At 41.3% G+C, this 16,650-nt stretch carries 19 protein-coding genes; 8 read left to right on the plus strand and 11 right to left on the minus strand.

Annotation, left to right across the window (positions count from 1 at the left end):
* Positions 1-352: 352 nt before the first annotated feature.
* The 4 genes from DV942_RS02385 to DV942_RS02395 form a co-directional block, all read right to left on the minus strand.
* Positions 353-1,180, minus strand: a complete 828-nt coding sequence (locus DV942_RS02385) for a GLPGLI family protein (protein WP_145854992.1) — start codon at positions 1,178-1,180, stop codon at positions 353-355.
* Positions 1,181-1,294: 114 nt separating this feature from the next.
* Positions 1,295-1,465: a hypothetical protein gene (locus DV942_RS23385; protein WP_186462404.1), complete on the minus strand. Its 171-nt coding sequence runs from the start codon at positions 1,463-1,465 to the stop codon at positions 1,295-1,297.
* Positions 1,466-1,665: 200 nt separating this feature from the next.
* The gene (locus DV942_RS02390) at positions 1,666-1,998 is read right to left on the minus strand and encodes a hypothetical protein (RefSeq protein ID WP_145854994.1); all 333 of its coding nucleotides are present in this window, start codon (positions 1,996-1,998) and stop codon (positions 1,666-1,668) included.
* An 84-nt stretch (positions 1,999-2,082) separates the two neighbouring features.
* Positions 2,083-2,466: a DUF805 domain-containing protein gene (locus DV942_RS02395; RefSeq protein WP_145854996.1), complete on the minus strand. Its 384-nt coding sequence runs from the start codon at positions 2,464-2,466 to the stop codon at positions 2,083-2,085.
* Positions 2,467-2,744: 278 nt separating this feature from the next.
* Between DV942_RS02395 and DV942_RS02400 the strand changes: the two genes are divergently transcribed.
* Both DV942_RS02400 and DV942_RS02405 read left to right on the plus strand, forming a co-directional pair.
* Positions 2,745-3,989, plus strand: a complete 1,245-nt coding sequence (locus DV942_RS02400) for a DUF2252 domain-containing protein (RefSeq protein ID WP_145854998.1) — start codon at positions 2,745-2,747, stop codon at positions 3,987-3,989.
* Positions 3,990-4,184: 195 nt separating this feature from the next.
* A complete protein-coding gene (locus DV942_RS02405) occupies positions 4,185-4,424 on the plus strand; it encodes a hypothetical protein (RefSeq protein ID WP_145855000.1) in 240 nt (79 codons plus the stop codon).
* Between the two features lie 285 nt (positions 4,425-4,709).
* Here the strand turns inward: DV942_RS02405 and DV942_RS02410 are convergent, their stop codons facing one another.
* Entirely contained in the window at positions 4,710-5,540 is an 831-nt protein-coding gene (locus DV942_RS02410) for a M12 family metallopeptidase (RefSeq protein WP_145855002.1), read from the minus strand.
* Between the two features lie 716 nt (positions 5,541-6,256).
* Between DV942_RS02410 and DV942_RS02415 the strand changes: the two genes are divergently transcribed.
* Positions 6,257-7,735 (plus strand): ArnT family glycosyltransferase, encoded by a 1,479-nt coding sequence (locus tag DV942_RS02415; RefSeq protein ID WP_186462405.1) that lies wholly within the window; start codon positions 6,257-6,259, stop codon positions 7,733-7,735.
* 22 nt (positions 7,736-7,757) lie between these two features.
* Here the strand turns inward: DV942_RS02415 and DV942_RS23955 are convergent, their stop codons facing one another.
* A complete protein-coding gene (locus DV942_RS23955; RefSeq protein WP_280525551.1) occupies positions 7,758-7,892 on the minus strand; it encodes a hypothetical protein in 135 nt (44 codons plus the stop codon).
* A gap of 43 nt (positions 7,893-7,935) precedes the next feature.
* Positions 7,936-8,391, minus strand: coding sequence for a PA2169 family four-helix-bundle protein (locus tag DV942_RS02420; RefSeq protein ID WP_090979836.1), 456 nt, complete (start codon positions 8,389-8,391; stop codon positions 7,936-7,938).
* Positions 8,392-8,724: 333 nt separating this feature from the next.
* On the opposite strand from DV942_RS02420, the gene DV942_RS02425 reads away from it, so the two are divergent.
* Complete coding sequence (locus tag DV942_RS02425) at positions 8,725-9,018, plus strand: hypothetical protein (protein ID WP_145855006.1); 294 nt, start codon at positions 8,725-8,727, stop codon at positions 9,016-9,018.
* Positions 9,019-9,206: 188 nt separating this feature from the next.
* A complete protein-coding gene (infC, locus tag DV942_RS02430) occupies positions 9,207-9,776 on the plus strand; it encodes a translation initiation factor IF-3 (RefSeq protein ID WP_145855008.1) in 570 nt (189 codons plus the stop codon).
* Positions 9,777-10,107: 331 nt separating this feature from the next.
* Here the strand turns inward: infC and DV942_RS02435 are convergent, their stop codons facing one another.
* Together DV942_RS02435 and DV942_RS02440 are read right to left on the minus strand one after the other, a co-directional pair.
* A complete protein-coding gene (locus DV942_RS02435; RefSeq protein ID WP_145855010.1) occupies positions 10,108-10,941 on the minus strand; it encodes an alpha/beta fold hydrolase in 834 nt (277 codons plus the stop codon).
* A gap of 158 nt (positions 10,942-11,099) precedes the next feature.
* Positions 11,100-11,579: a hypothetical protein gene (locus tag DV942_RS02440; protein WP_145855012.1), complete on the minus strand. Its 480-nt coding sequence runs from the start codon at positions 11,577-11,579 to the stop codon at positions 11,100-11,102.
* 395 nt (positions 11,580-11,974) lie between these two features.
* On the opposite strand from DV942_RS02440, the gene DV942_RS02445 reads away from it, so the two are divergent.
* Positions 11,975-12,973, plus strand: a complete 999-nt coding sequence (locus DV942_RS02445; RefSeq protein WP_145855014.1) for an OmpA family protein — start codon at positions 11,975-11,977, stop codon at positions 12,971-12,973.
* A gap of 127 nt (positions 12,974-13,100) precedes the next feature.
* On the opposite strand, the gene DV942_RS02450 is transcribed toward DV942_RS02445, so the two are convergent.
* The gene (locus tag DV942_RS02450) at positions 13,101-13,715 is read right to left on the minus strand and encodes a class I SAM-dependent methyltransferase (RefSeq protein ID WP_145855016.1); all 615 of its coding nucleotides are present in this window, start codon (positions 13,713-13,715) and stop codon (positions 13,101-13,103) included.
* Positions 13,716-13,899: 184 nt separating this feature from the next.
* Positions 13,900-14,265 carry a hypothetical protein gene (locus DV942_RS02455; protein WP_145855019.1) on the minus strand — a complete coding sequence of 122 codons (366 nt, stop codon included), beginning with the start codon at positions 14,263-14,265 and terminating at the stop codon, positions 13,900-13,902.
* Between the two features lie 141 nt (positions 14,266-14,406).
* Here DV942_RS02455 and DV942_RS02460 point away from each other — a divergent pair, with 141 nt between their 5' ends.
* Both DV942_RS02460 and DV942_RS02465 read left to right on the plus strand, forming a co-directional pair.
* Entirely contained in the window at positions 14,407-15,573 is a 1,167-nt protein-coding gene (locus DV942_RS02460) for a hypothetical protein (protein ID WP_145855021.1), read from the plus strand.
* 154 nt (positions 15,574-15,727) lie between these two features.
* Positions 15,728-16,597: a helix-turn-helix domain-containing protein gene (locus tag DV942_RS02465; protein ID WP_145855023.1), complete on the plus strand. Its 870-nt coding sequence runs from the start codon at positions 15,728-15,730 to the stop codon at positions 16,595-16,597.
* The last annotated feature ends 53 nt before the right edge of the window (positions 16,598-16,650 follow it).

Genomic DNA, 16,650 nt, shown 5'->3' on the forward strand with positions numbered 1-16,650 from the left:
AACTTCAGCAAGTTCAATTACCTTTTGCCGTAAATTAAAATTTAACTGTTGAGTTCGGTTTTCAATCGATTGATAAAAGGTTTCATAATTCATTGCTTTTACGGCCAATTGCAGTTTCTTAGCTTTCGAAACAAAAGAAAGTCTGAACCTACCTTCTGAATCGCTTAATACGAATGAAATCACTGTACTGTCAGTAGGTACTATTACGCTGACTGATCCGTAAGCAATAGGTTCTCCGCTCGGTGAAAGTAACTTTCCCGAAAGGACAGTTTGACTTCTAGCTAAAAATGATAATAGAAATATGAGCAGAAAAAGGGTACATCTCAACATTGCGCTATTGAATTCCCAGAGGTTAAGGCAGTAATTCTATAGGATTGTTATCCCTCATACGCTTCTTGTCCATGCCATCCTGCATGCGCTTGAAATACTCTGGACCCCGTCCTTCAATTTGAACGTTTTTGAACATTGCTGTTGTATATTTACCTGTACGGTACAACTCCAAACACTTCGCTTTGCTAACTTTTAGCACATTATCCATTGGAACCCGGGGATAGGTAATTTGCTCTTTTTTAAACTTTACAAGTTCATATCGATAGCTACCAGTAGCATCGGCTATTTCTATGATTAATCCTGGCAAACCGTAAAATTTATATGGTCCGAAGGGAAAAGTATAATCATTAGCATACCAGGCAATCCATTTGCGTCCAAACAAAACAGTCTCCGCCCTTGTGCAAGAAATGTTATTGATTCTTTTTGTCTGGTTTTTGATTTGCCATTTAGGCAATATAGTCTCTGTATATTGAGGACTGGTTGGTACACTTAAATTAGCAACAGTAGTAACGGTAACCTGTTCTTTGTTAAGATCTGTAACAATATACTCTTCAAAATTGGAAGGATATTTCATTCCAATGGCAATACGCTCATTTTGAGGCCTATCCTTATAATTACTTGTCTTTCTAATACTATCAAGAAGAAATCTGGATACAGACCTAAAACCTGAAATTCGCTGATTAAACATCAGTAACATGTATTCAGACTTTTGTTGAGCCTGCAGACTATCTGATTTGAAGTAGAACTTATATTGAGCGCTCCATTCAAACTTATCATTATCTTTAGATTGAGCTAGAGATATTTTAGCTATTAAGAGGATGAAAAAGCCAAAAAAAAATGGTTTCAACATTGATTTAGATTTCTTTCAAGGTAACTGATACCTCAAATAATTACAATATGATCATTAATTTAAGAAAAAGTAAATTTCTTCATGGCAACGAAGCCATGAAGAAACATAGGTAAATTAACGGGTAATTTCTACCGAGTCCGGTGTTTCATTACAGTCAGCCTCATTGATAGAATTCATCATTGAAGTTAATGTAGCGTCACTCCAATTCTGATCACTGATGATTTGCACAGTAGTGCCACAAGTGGTGTGAAAAGTGTACCTTGTTTTAGCGAAAGACGCTGCCATGATTGAGAAAAACAGTACGGTGGTTAATAACACTTTTTTCATTTCTTTTTTATTTTGAGGTTAACAATAAATAATTATTCATATTTATTATTTTTATTAAAATCTATCAAATTTGCTATATAGAACAGTATATTTTCTATATATAATAACTTTTTATAGGGACGGCTTTTTAAAGGAACATAGTATTAGCCTTTGTTTTCTCACAACCAATATGGCGATATTCTTCGTGACATCATCTCAGGTATCGCCAATCTATTACACCCCCTCGAGTTGTTTTCTTTGTATACAATCTTAAAACTACCCTTATTTGGCAACAGTTCTTTTGTGATGTAATTTACCGCTCTGCCTTCCATTTCTGTTTTCATATTACTGTACAAAGTGGTAATACTACGGAGAAAAGATTCACCACCCATCGCTGCTATGCAATTTTTAACAATGGCAATTGGATCAGGCTTTGCAACCTCCCGAGCCGGAAGCGTAGTGCCAAAAAGGGTAAATAACAGTAAAATGGATATCGTTTTTGGAAACTTCATGTTTTTTATGGGTCGAACGTTTTATTTTAAATGATTGGGTTTATTTATCGTATTGATTTTGGTCTTGTTTTATTCCTGAAAAGCTCACACTTGATCATGCTCCCCTGCCGCAATCGTTTTGCCGGTTTTAAAGTCATATCCAAATGCATCATAACGCTCATTACCTTCGCATTTTGGATGATCACCGTACTCATTGGGACCATAATCGCCGGGCAAAAAAAACATCATCAGCATGTAAAAAGGTACCAATTGCCACCAGCCTGATTTACCTAAGTCATGGCAGCGTTTAGCACCCTGCGACATCAACAAATAGATTGGCAATAATTTTGTAAATTCAATCCAGCTGCCAACTGACTTATTATTCTCCACAATCAGCACAAAAAAATGAACAATAAAATAAAAGATGTGGGTTAAGGCAAATTCCGTACGGCGGATTCTGCCATAAAAAGAAAAGGGATCTTTGAACATTAGAGAGGCGTTATTTCGTTACGAGTTTAAATTTGAATAAAAATACTGATTTTTATAAGAGATGTCAAACATTTATTTCTCAGAAATCAGATGAAATAACCGGTTTATCATTAACGGTCACCAAAAATTCAATAACGGCTGCAAAAGGCCAATAAATGATGGCCACTGCCGCTAACACCGCAAATGAAAGTTAAAAAATGCCTTGCCGGCTACAACGCTGAGCACAAAGCCAAAACCATTATGCCCATCAGTTTGTACTAGCTATAAGTGATAAATATATGTCAGCACGTTCAGATAAAATAAAAGCATTCAACAAAAACCGATTGCCCTCAATCACCCGGCTTAAATACAGCGCAATGCTCGAAAATGCATTCAGGTTCTACCGCGGTACCTGCCATCTTTTCTACGAAAGGATTGCTGAACTAAAAGCAATGCCCAAATCGCCAGTTGGCTGGATCAGCGGCGACCTGCACCTCGAAAATTTTGGCAGTTATAAAGGGGATAACAAACTGGTATACTTTGATCTCAACGATTTCGATGAAGCGGTAAAGGCACCGGTACTATGGGAAGTAGTGCGTCTGGTGACCAGCATTTTTATTGCTTTCCAAACCCTGGAGATCGATGGGGAACAAGCCATGAATATGGCTGCCCTATTCCTGAAAAGCTATGGTACCACCCTGATTGGTGGAAAAGCCATGGACCTGGATCCCAGAACATCCAAAGGCATTACCGGTGATTTTCTAAAACGTGCGGAACGGAGTTCTGCAGACGAGCTATTGCAGAAAAGGACGTTAAAAAAAGGGCGGAAACTGCTGCTGGATACCAGCGATGAGCGGCACTTTAAACTAAAAAAAGAATTAAAAGCCGAATTAATCAACCACATGGAAAACTGGTTGTCGCACAACAACGATAGCCCATATAACTACCGGGTGAAAGATGTTGTTTACCGCCTTGCCGGAACAGGAAGCCTGGGACAAAAACGCTACCTCTTTCTGCTTAAAAGCATACGCAAAAAAGACCGCTACCTGCTCATTGATATGAAACAAGCCTACCCATCCTCTCTCTCCCCTTATCTGGACATTCAGCAACCCACATGGGAAAATGAGGCCCAGCGCATTGTTTCCGTGCAGAAACGCATGCAACATGTTTCGGCGTCACTGCTTTCTACTGCAACGTTCAAAGGCGAAGACTACGTTGTTCAGGAATTACAGCCCGTAAAAGACACCCTGAAGTTTAAACTCATCAAAGAAGAATACCGTAAACTTTACCAGGTAATTGATGATATGGGCATGCTTACCGCATCCTCGCAACTCAGGAGTTCGGGCATGGATGGGTCTGCTACAAAAGATGAGTTGAAAGCTTTTGCCATCAAGGCAGGGTGGCAGCAACAAATCCTTAATATTGCCACCGAACAGGCCGCCCTGGTATGTGCAGATTACGGCGCCTTTCAGCAGGATTACAGAAACGGCGCCTATGAAAGCCAGCCAACGGGCAGGGCGAAAACTGAGCCGGCAATGGATTAAAGCCTGTTTTCCCTCGTACCTTTTGATGCCCGTAACTGTTTAGGGGCCATTTACAAACCAGGCCACACAAAAAAGGACCTCTTAAAACAGGAATACACGCCAAAGAACAGGCATTTTGAGTATCGTCCAAACCAAACCGCAAAAAATTTGTCTTATAGTAGCGCCTGCACCAAATGCAGACCAACAGTTACTACTATGGAAAACTTAACATTATCTGAAAATGCAAAAGGGTTTATGGATTACGCTATAGACACCATAAATGCCATGGATGGTGCCCCGGAGCACAGTGCAGCACAAAAGGATGAGGTGATCACCAGGATCAGTACGCTTAAAAATTTACTAGGTGAACTGGAACAGTCTTACCTTGAAAATACGCCAACTGATACGGCTCCACCTGTGGATCCCGAATATATTGCAGCTGCCGGACACAGTTAAACACATTATCAGCTTATCATCCTGGCAACAAAAGGTATTTGGCCAGGGTGAAAAAATGATGTCATTCGCTAAGCTTAAAGATTTTTTTTATTCCGCTGATAAAACCTGACAATTTTTTTTCACCAGGCACAATAAATAGCAAAAAATTACGCTTATATATTTGAGAGCGTTAATTTAGATTAAACGGGAAACTATCTTAGGATAGGTTCCCGTTTTTCATTTCCCGCGTAATTAATGTCATGCGACATTTTAACATCGGTTTAAGCAATTGGCAAAAATCGGATACTAAATCCCATAAATAGTTTTTACCCAGCTGGCATCTTTGGTGGATGGTGATTTTGTACCACTCCATGAATTATCAATCCAGGTAGAACCGTCTAACCTGGTCGTGGTTGGAAGACTGCTGTTTATTGCACCATATCCATTGTATGATCCATAAAGCATAATGGAACTGATATCAAATGTCGTCCCTCCATAATTCATACCTGTAAGTTTATTATAACCCGATTGAGCTGACGCACTTATATTGTCCCATTTTACTAAAATATAGGAGTCACGGTCTGCACGTAGCTGCTCGTGGTGTAACCCGATAGCATGGCCTAACTCATGAACAACAATACCTTTAGCTTCCGGATTGGAAAGATTCATCGTGGCACCGCTAACATAACCTACCGTACAATTATTTACACTGCCAGGCTGTATCGTCAGGTAGTAGCCGGAAGTTACGGCTTCAAATATAATCCCCGATTTTGCAGTCCAGTCGGCCATGGCGGTTAATATAGTATTGGTCTGCGCAGTGGTAAATCCGGCCGCAAACCGATAGGAAACTTTATGGTTTGGCCACTTGTATGCCCCGGCTGGTCCGTGTCCTTCAGTTGTCACTTCCGGCAGTTTTGTAGTGATTTGTTCATCCGGAATGACCATATCGCCGTTGAAGATATTTTTACCGTCAATTCGTTCATAACTGATCAACGATCCCAAATAATAGCCCTGTCTTATTTCCGAAGCTTTTTTTTCTACCGAAACATTTAATTCATCGTTACTCGTTTTTTTACAGGCCTGAGCAAGTAACAGCGATCCCGCCAATAACAGCATAGATAGTTTTGTGTTTTTCATAATATTGATTTTGTAGATTTAATACTAACTTAATGTATTTATTCAATATTATAAAATATTTTTTTTAACGACATCGTTTAGTTCTCAGCTGATTTTTGGTAAAATGAACGGACTGCAGCTGTAATCTCAAACCATATATGTCCCTGCCAAATCATGAAGATGTCCTGGCAAGCTGAACATAACGATACCCGCAAATTTATGCTTTGGCCAGCGCTAAACCTGTTATGTTGAAACAGGCTCGTTTTTTATTTCTGACCTATAGTTATCCAATTTACCAAAATCCCTTACACAGCAATGTGTGTGATTTTACTCATCATGATACCCAGCTATACAAGATTTGGTATTCACGTAATCCAAACATTATTCGAATAATAGCAGCACAGCAATCTTAAAATTTATACAGGCTTTACCAGAAATGGGAGAATAGCCCGGATTACTTACTTTACAGTCTGCACAAAAGTTTTACGCATAAGCAACCATGTACAACCTGTGTTGCTTTGCGCTGAAATAGTCCAAATCTGAATATTCATACCTGAATTACATCCTTTTTAAACCAATTTACCCCTTTGCTGTTATAATAGATATGAATCTGCAGCATCGAAATCAATACGCTACCCAATTTCCCCTCTTCAATGGTTAATATTTCCAGTAGCCAGGATTTAGTCCGCAGCATCTGGAGACCTCATCTCTTGATTATATTCTTCGGAATCTTAAAATTGTTGATCCATTTAATTGCCTTAAAAGGATATGGCTATCATGCTGATGAAATTTATTACGTTGAACTCGGAAAGGAATGGCAATGGGGTTTCCCTGATATATCACCATTTGTAACCTGGATCGCGCATGTATCCAATCTGCTTTTCGGTTCATCTTTAACCGGCTACCGAATCCTGCCTTGCCTTTTCTCCGCTGCAACCGTCGTAATCACGGGCTATATGACTTACTTCCTGGGCGGAAAACGTTTGGCCATCACCATCGCTTGCTCCGCAATCATTTGTTCGCCGGCATTTTTAGCAACTTCCTATCTCCTGCAACCGGCTGTATTTGATGAGTTCTTCTGGGCCCTCCTATCCTTCGCCCTCATCGCCTACCATAAAAGCCGTAAAACTCCTTTCTTATGGCTTATGGCAGTGGCATTGGCATTCGGCATACTAAACAAGTACAGCATCCTGTTATTGGTCTTTTCAGCACTCACTGCCTGGTTAATTTGCGGGCAGCGAACCCATGTTCCCCACTGGAAAAAGCTATTGCCACCTGCCCTTGTTTTCCTGTTGATTTTAGCACCACATATCGCCTGGCAAATAGAACAAGGCTTTCCTATTTTTAAATTCACAGCCGAAGTAGCGAAGACGAACTTTGACGTTGACCTCAGCGATTACCTGCTGCAACTGTTTTTCTTTCACGGCGCATCGGTAGCGGTATGGTCTGCAGGCCTGATTTTTCTGATCACCAACCCTAAAAGCAAAGAATACTTATTTCTGGGCATCGCATCTTTAATGGTAATTGCAGTACTATCCGTATTAAAGGGCAAGCTCTATTACGGACTGGGACTCTTCCCCCTGCTATTTGCTAACGGTGGATATTGCTGGGAGCGCATGTTAAATCACTTTAAAACCGCTTATCAAGTCACGTTTACCGGTATGCTTTATGTTTTTGCACTGCTCAGCCTTCCGGTAGTTATTCCTATATTTTCTGTTAACGGTAATCAATTTTACCTGTCTGAAATGGTCAGGCTAACCGGTTTTTCCCGACCGCTTCGTTATGAGGATGGCTCTTATGGTAAAATGCCACAGTTTTTTGCCGACATGACAGATTGGGAACACCTGACCACCAGAGTAGCAGCAGTTAGCCGGCAACCGGGTACATTCGGCAAAGCCAGCGTAATTTTAACTAATGATTATGCCATCGCCGGCGCCTTAAAACACTATGGTAATGCAGCGCTTCCCCTGGTAATATCGGCAAAAAACAGCTTTCTAAACCAGTCGCCAAAAAACCTGGACCAGCACACCATCATTTACCTCACTAAATCAACCGGGCTCGACATTCTGCTTATTGCAGATCAGGTAATCCTTATGGATACCATATACTCAAAAAATTCGCATATCAACGGAATACGGATTTACAGGCTATCGTTTCCCAGCAAGGCGTTCAAACAACAATACGCCAGAGATCGGCTGATGTTCGTAAAAAGCTGAGGGGCAGCACCAGCCTCTTACTTTATTTCACCGTTCCATCCAGTCTGCCGTGATGCAGCTGCATCTTACTTTTAGGTTCGAACAAATGAGGATGATACCTGTTGCCATAAAGGCTAACCATTCTTTTTACATTTGGTACCAATACAAAAAAAGCCATCAATTTAATTTTGACGGCTTTTATCTTTAAAAAATTCAATCGCTTAAGCGTGGGCATCACGCAATGCTTTGATTGCATCATGGCTGGTATTAATGCCTTCCTGCTGTTTTAACAATACCGATCTAACATTTTCTCCAAGCTCATTTTCTGCAAGTGCATCACGGTATGCTTTTTTAATCGCATCTTCACCGCGTTCACACTCCGCCAGGATACTGTGTCTGTCATCACCACCAAAGGTTGCTTTAATATCAATCCATGCCCTGTGCAAAGTTCCTAAAATAGTATTTCCAGTGTCAGGAGTTTCAGCATTTCTGCCTACCAGCCCGGCCAGTTCTATCACGTTGTCGCGGCTATCAGATGATAGTTTTTCAAAAGTTGCCTTTAAATCAATGTTTTCCTCTTTTAAATCGGCTGCTGCTTTATCAAAACCATCTGCTCTATCATTGTTGATCTGAATAAGGTCGTTTAAGATTTCAACTGTTTTTTCTGTATTTTCCATAGTTAAATATAATTTCTAAATACAACAGGGTGCGCATAAATATGTTTGGATCAAACGAAATAAATCTTAAAACCTATAAGTATTTTGCTTCAGCCCGTTCCTGATTATTGCATCAAACGCCTATCGTATATAGCTAAACAAGTTCAAACCAGTAGGGAGCGCCAGAACCAGCCTTCCGGTGTAAACCAGTTACCATCCATTCCGCTCAATAAATGTGGCAGGAAAGCGCAGAAGATGCCAAATGGCATATCAGAAAGCCCTCACATGAAGTCTGGTTTAACAGCAAAAAATATATTTTTTTAAACTTTTTAGCTTTCTATTCGTCTGTTTTATATGATAGAAACACAAGAAACCTTTAATTTCACCACAATGCCCTTTATCAGTGGCATTTTAGCGCTAATTTTCGGGGCATTTATTTTCATCTTCGCCATCTGGCGAAAAAACAAACGCAGAAAACTAACCGGAATCAACGGGTTTACCTGCGCAGACAGGATGGTAAACACCAAGAGTACAGAAAAACTATTGCAGTTTTTAGCCCTTGTGCTGCTGATCTCAGGTTTTATGCTCATTACCTTCGAAGCGATGAGGATTGAAGACAAGGTGATGACCGAAGAGACGACCAGCTAAAAAGACGCAACTGCTGAGTCAGGATTCTACCCACATCCTCTGGCTGGTTCTGCAGCGGAAATACAAAAGTACTTACAGCGTCATGATTTCGCTATCAGCTTGCTTAGCTCCGCTAAAAAGGCTATATTACCATTATTGTCCAGATTAACTGCTCCGTTAACAGAATTTTTCACTAAAACTTTTCAAATTTGGCATTAAAAAAAGCAGGATTTTACAGGGGGCCACGCTTGCCCTTCAGAAAAAAAGAAGCAGAACATAAAATAAATGAGCTGATTACCGCACCAGAGGTGCGTTTAACGGGCGACAATGTTGAAACCAACATTTACCCGCTCACACAGGCACTCCAAATGGCTAAAGAACTGGATCTGGATCTGGTTGAAATCTCACCGAAAGCCATCCCACCCGTTTGCCGGATCATCGACTACAGTAAATTTCTTTACGAACAGAAAAAGAAACAAAAGGAGATTAAAAGTAAAGCCAAACAGACCATCATCAAAGATATCCGTTTCGGCCCGAATACTGACGATCACGATTTTCAATTTAAACTTAAACACGCCGTTTCCTTTCTCGAAAGTGGCGAAAAAGTACGTGCCTTTGTTCACTTTAAAGGCCGTTCAATTGTATATAAAGACCAGGGCGAAATTTTATTGCTGCGATTTGCGCAAGGCCTGGAAGAAGTAGGCAAGGTTGAACTATTGCCAAAACTCGAAGGTAAAAGGATGTTTCTTACCCTGGCCCCCAAAACGGCGAAAAAATAAAGTCGCAATCTGAATTTTCAGGATTTAATTGCCCGGCAACCTGCCAGCAGCGGTTATCTTGAACCAGACGGCTATTTATAGCTAAGCCTGGCCAGCCGCTGCAATGGCCTGTTCCGGGCTTAAAACAATCAGCTTATCGCTTTTGTAAACCGCCTTCACCAATAGTCGGCTGCTATAGAATAGCATGCAAACCATCATTCTGATGCTGCCGGTAAATAATGGGCTGAAGATGTTAGATTAAACCGTTAGCGGTACATCCGTTACCATCTTTTCATTGAGCAGTAAATTGTTCAGGCAGGGCGGTTTGGTTCCTGCCTGATTTAAAGAAAGGTTACTTACGTATAAAATCAATCAGATCTGCATTCAACCGGTCTTTTGCAGTAATAAAAAGGCCATGCGGCTCGCCCTCATAAACCAGATATTCTGCATGAGGCAAAAGCCTAGCAGCCTGCTCGCCGGTGGCTTTAATTGGCACGGTCTGGTCTTCATCTCCATGGATGATCAGTGTAGGTACCTGTATCGACGACATTTCGGCCCTCAAATCTGTAGAAGAAAATGCTGCTGCCGAAGACAGGGTCGACTTTAAGGTGGCCTGCATTGCAATGTTCAGGTCAGTGGCCAGCCTTTCGCTGCTTACTGGTTTATTAAGTAGTCCCTGCCCATAAAACTGTTTGGAAAAAGTGCCTAAAAAGCCGGGGCGGTCATCAATAAGCCCTGCTGTAATCTCATCTATTTTCTCCTGCGGCACGCCATCCGGATTGTCGGGCGTTTGTAGCATAAAGGGCGCGATAGAACTGATTAAAATGGCTTTCGAAATGCCTTTACCACCATGTTTGCTAAAGTAGCGCACCACTTCTCCGCCACCCATTGAAAATCCGGCCAGTACCGCGTTTTCCAGGCCAAGCTCATCAACCAGTGCCTTTAAATCATCAGCCAGTGTATCATAATCGTAACCCGTTAGTGGTTTGTCTGATTTACCAAAGCCTCTTCTGTCATAGCTGATTACCCTGAATCCGGCATCGGTAAGCGCGGTAGACTGATAGTCCCACATCTGGTGATCGAGTGGCCAGCCGTGGATCAGGATTACCGGTGTACCCGTACCCAGATCTTGATAGTGCAGGTTAATTTCTTCGCCATTTGCGGATGTTGTTTTTACGAATTTCATAGGTTTTTAATTTTATTGATTTTTTAAAGCATACAGATGGAGAACAGCCGCTGGCAGGCAATGTTTTTAATTTTCAATCCACCCCTCCTAAATTCACAAAACCAGTGGTTGTTGCAAACTCCGCTCGTGTATATTTTCAGGCGATCAAGAAAGATCAGCTACAGTTTTTTAAATTCTATTTCCATTGTTTCCCTTCTAATCGTGCCCTCCTGGTCATCTGACAACTTGCGTTCCAGAAACAGTTTCATATTGCTTTGATCAACAACGTTCACATTGAAATCATAATCCGTGTCAATAATCAGTTTTGATTTACCGTTCGCATCAATAGCTACCTGGTAAGCAAATGTCCTTTCCCTGCCGCCGTCATTCTGGTAAAGGATATCATTATCCCTGAAATCCCAAACCGGAGCAGGTTTAGTTCCTGATAAATCTTCCTGGTTAATCACCTGGCCATTGGCGCCGTAGTAGGTAATTAAGCCTTTAGATAATTCCCATTTACCCAACACTTTGCGCTTTAGCGTGGCGGCAGTTTCCGGCTGCTCCTCCCCTGCACCATTTTTCTTACAAGATGAAACCATCAATGCCGTGCTAAGCAGCAGGGTTAAAAAAAGCAATGTTTTCTGTATCTCTTTTTTCATAAATTATTTTTAACCACTAACATCCATTTCTATAAAATGTTTGTCACAACGGTTACGCAATGCATTGAATCAGTTAAAAGGTCATGCGCTGGAACTGCAATCAACTAATTCAAATTTTACCTTCTGAAAACGATTTTGGATATTATCATGTTGCATAATAAGTGCAGGAAATCATTGGGTAAAAAATGGTTTAATTGCGGTATTTTTTTCTACTGGTATTCCGGTATTTTTCAGTATTAAGGGAAGATACCGGTGTGGATTTGTAACGATGTTTAACTTTTACAGCTAAATTCGCTACAGCATTTTTGGTCAAATCGGGAAATTAAATCCCTTTTTACACCACAAAGGCAATTTTGTAAGTTGACATTTTACCCTTAACTAAAATTCATGTACCGATGAAAAAAATTGGATTTTTATTCGCACTGGCCGCTATTGTTATTTCCTGTAAACAAAAGCCGAAAGAAAATAATGTACAGGCTGCTCAACAGGAGGAACAAGCAGCCCGGCAACAGGTTAAACCAGACACTACACCAGCATTTAGCTTCGAAACCATACCTTATACCAGGGCCGATCTCGGCGTATTTCCGTTTTTCACTTTGCCCAAAGGACTAGCAGAAATGAACAAACCCCTGCTGAATGATTTCGACATTTGCTTCTTCCCCATTAACGGGGTGATGAAAGGCTTTGAAGGCAAATTATACAAGGCTAACATCATCGGTCAGGAGGGAACAAAATTCTCTCAGCACTATTTTGAAAGCAGCGTAGATAATTACCTTAAATCCGTTGGCGCCGTTAAAGTTTACTCCGGAACCATTACAAGTGAGGAATATGAACGTTACCATAAACAAGATCCGAATAAAGGTGACGAAGGAGACATTGGCTATGATGGAGACCAAATTAATGTTTATGCCATCCGAAGTAAAGAACAAGGGAATATCCTGGTGCAGTATTCAGCTACAAATCTTGGCGCAAAGCTGAATATCCTGCAACAAAAAGCACTTACCCAAACCATTGGCAAAATCACCGCTGACTCGATTATAAAGGATCTTGCTCACCGTGGAAAGTCTATTCTGTATATTCATTTCGATACCGATCAATCCGGCATCACAACTGCTGGTGCAGAAACCGTAAATCAAATTGCCGAAGCCCTAAACAAAGATCAAAACCTGAAAATCAGCATCGAAGGGCATACTGATAATACTGGTGAGGCCGCCCACAACAAAAAACTGTCGGCTGATCGGGCCAATGCCGTATTGGCCGCGCTGGTAAAGCTTCATATCGCAAAGTCGCGCCTCTCGGCCAGGGGCTTCGGGGCTGAGCGCCCTCTGGTGGCCAATGATTCTGAAGAGAACAAGGCAAAAAATCGAAGGGTTGAGTTGGTTAAAGTCAACTAACAGGGAAATTTAATGGGCCTGAATCTGAGCCAGTACACTTTCCCGATCAATCATGTCCGGATCCGGTATTTCAATCCGTAAAGGAAAATCATACTACTGATCGGCGCTGCAGGCTGTTTAAACCGGGCTATGATTTCCGTACACACCAGGTGGTCATGGCCCTGCTGTTTTGTACGTTGGTTGTTTTAATCGGTTCGTGAAGTTGCCCGCCAAGGTTTTTCGTAAGCCTCACCAGCATCTCCTGGTTAACAAGAAAGCGTTCTGATCCGTCAGGAAGCATATACCTGCCATTCCCGATAAAACGGACCAGTGATTCGATACCGATCTCTGAAGCCAGGCGGCAGAAAAAATACCCGCCTGGTTTAAGTACACGCCACATGGAAGTTAACATTGCTTCAAAATGTTCCTGGTTCATGGCAAAGTGCAGTACGGCCGAACTGATCACCAGATCAAAACTTTCATTTTCAAAAGGCAATTGTTCTACAGGAGCAATGCTAAAGTTTTCTTCCGGATTGATGTGAGGAAAAACACTTGCCGCTATTTTAAGCTGTATTATCGCTTCAGGATCCCGATCTACTCCATAAACCTGTGCACCACTTTTTAAAAAGTACAGCAGGTTTCGCCCTGTTCCGCATCCGGCATCCAAAACGGTTTTGCACTCATTGTAAGTACCTTTTAGTAGCTGATCGAATAAATAAATATCAATATCTCCGAAAGTTTCCTGTATCTGCTCGCTTTTCATCTCTGCCGCAAATATAACGACAAATTGCCGGGATGGCATTACAATTTATAATTTCTACCAATGCGGCGAAAAACATGAAAGATTCTTAATCCGGCGCCATTGGTGTTGCTATAGATTTAAGTTTGTGCATTAACGATATGCTAAAATACCGAACAATTTCGCCTCCTGTATTTACCCACCCCGGTTATTCCCAGGTTTCCCATTCACCCTGCTGCACATCGTATTTTGCATATTCACCAGAGTCTGTAAATTCCGAAACGGTAATGCCGACTTCGAAAATCGAATCTTTATTCCAGCCCGCGGTAAAGTAAACCGCTGCTTTGGTTAATAAAGCCGTTCCGTAATCTTCGTCCGGATGATTAAAATGCAATCCATAACTGTTTTCATCCGATAGCATATAGCCATAGCTCAATAATCTTTCTTTCAACGCTTCAAACTGCGCTGCTGTAAAGGGAACCAGATTTTCAGTGTTTTCAAAAAAGCCTTCATCAGGTATGGCCTGCTGTTTTGCTTTGGTTTCAATCCGGTAAAGGGAAATATCGTAACTCATACTGCCTAATGTTAAATGGGTTTAACCAATAATGACCTATAGATTTAATTATTTTTCTGTTCATCTGTAACATTTAATCAACTGAATTGTTAGTTACCATTGCCGGAAAAAGTGTTATTTCAAAAGAATCATTTCAATATCATGATCAACAAAACATTGAAGTTATTTTTTATCAAATCGATTATCGTGCTGGGCTTCATACACCTCGCCTATTTTATTTACGGTTATTTTAGGTTTGTGGGGATCGGTAAGATCTACATTTACACGGAATTTTACCGTTTCAAGTTTTACGATGATGTATCCATTTCTCACTTTTTTATCAGCGGTTTATTTTTATTGACTGTGCTCATTCTGCTGATCCGGAATCATGCCAGAGAAAGGTATAGCGGACTAAATCTGATCAAAATCGGGGCTATACTGCTGTTCATCGTGTTTTTATCCTTAAGCTTCTTCATGAATTATAACTTTGGCATGAACGCTAAACTTAAACAGGAGTTACCGGCAAAAACTTTCAATGCAGATAAAAGGCTGTTAAACGTCTTAAATCCCTTTTTATACCCTGGCTCGCACTACAATTCAGAAACCTTGTTCAATGTAACCAATATTTTGTATCCTAAGCCCTACCCGGTAATGGAAGTGAGGGATACTGTTTTTTATGATCCGGCAAACAAAGCATATTACAGCCTGGAATCGGCCTACTACAGCATCGATACTTTGAAAATGCTTACCTCAGCTTACAATAAACTAAAAAGCGCCACCAACATTCCCGTTGAGTTGCCGGGTCTCGATCAGCAGGGATTCCAGAAAAGAATCCTATCCAAAACCGTGCGCAAGGATAGTACCGAAATCGTATTCAGAGGGGCTGCAGTCAACCCGAGGTTTGACGACAGCATCTGTGTCTTTCTCGAAAACAAAACATTAATCAGCCCGGTTGAGGTAGAAGGTATTGCAATACAGCAGCGGCAAAGCGCCATAAACCGCTACCAGCTCCTTTATCAATTACCACAGGATTCTTTACTTCATGCTTTTCAAAAACTAGACTTGTTGTTAAAAAGATATCAGGTCGAATCTTCCATCAATCCGGTAACACTTACCCGGGATGTATTCCGTTTCAGGGATGGAGATCGGGAACAGCTATACCAGATCAGGAACAATTTTAACCGAAACGCACTGGTTGAGAAAGTCAAAATTTTAAACCGGCTGTTTTACCAGCCTCAGTTTTTTCATCCTGCTATCCGGCCAGGCTTTTTGGATTTGCCGTGTTTGTGCTTACAATTTATTTACGAAAGCCAAAACCCGGCGCGGTAAAACCGTAAAACCTGCTGCCGTTTATTGATAGGAGAAACAGGATCGCTATTCACCTAGTACTGCAGCATATCTTTACTTCGTATTCAGTTTTAATCCATAATTTAGCCCCTTAAATCTGCTTCGCGCACGATTTATACCGAATGCCAGCAAAAATATGGAGAAAAGCCTGCTCAAAACCACCATCCTAAAACCCGAGAACCCGGTATTAAAGCAATATGTAGAATATTTTTTATTCCTCCGTAAAAAAGATCAGCTACCTGTTCAGTATACTACTTTTCCCAATAACAATTTGTGCCTGGCCATTTACCGGCACAACCAGGTCAACCACCAGCGTCACGAAAAACTGAACCATTGTGTTATCCGGGCAGGCCGGGAGGAATTTACCAGCCGCATCTATGGCTTTCATCACATGCCTTTCCGGGTAGATATCCAACAGGAACTGGATCAGATCTGTGTGATTTTCCATCCAGCTGCCTTAAAAGCCTTTACCCGGCTCAACTTTGATGAAATTGACCATGCCGGCCAGGTATTTGAACAACTTTTTCAACCCAAAGAGCCCTATTTTCTTGAACAGCTGTTCGGCGAAACCGATCCTGCCAGGCAAGCCGGTCGGCTTGAAGCTTTGTTATTGCATCAGCTGGAAGAACACCGCATTGCAAAAATCAGCGAAGCCCTTTACCATTTGTCGCTTGCGCAGCCACATCGCCAAAATATAAGTGTAGAAATGCTCTGTCAAAAACTTGGAGTCAGCGATACCACACTCTTCAGGCTTTTTAAAACCGGTTTGGGTCAAAACCCACAGAAATACCTCAAAATCATTAGGTTCAGGCAAGCATTACACGACCTGACCACTACACCAAATCCGCTTACAACGGTTGCGCTACGCCACCATTACTATGATCAGGCGCATTTTATAAGAGATTTTAAAACTTTTACCGGTTATTCGCCCAAGAAACTGCTGAATATGGTATCTGTACAGCAACAATCCCTTACCTGGATTTACCAGGAAAAGCAAGGTGAATGATTTTTACAATTTCTTTTGCCACTAATGCTTTTCCTTTGTGGAAAATCATCTGA

Origin of the sequence: Pedobacter suwonensis, assembly GCF_007833675.1 — a bacterium.
GTDB classification, from domain to species: Bacteria; Bacteroidota; Bacteroidia; order Sphingobacteriales; family Sphingobacteriaceae; genus Pedobacter; species Pedobacter suwonensis.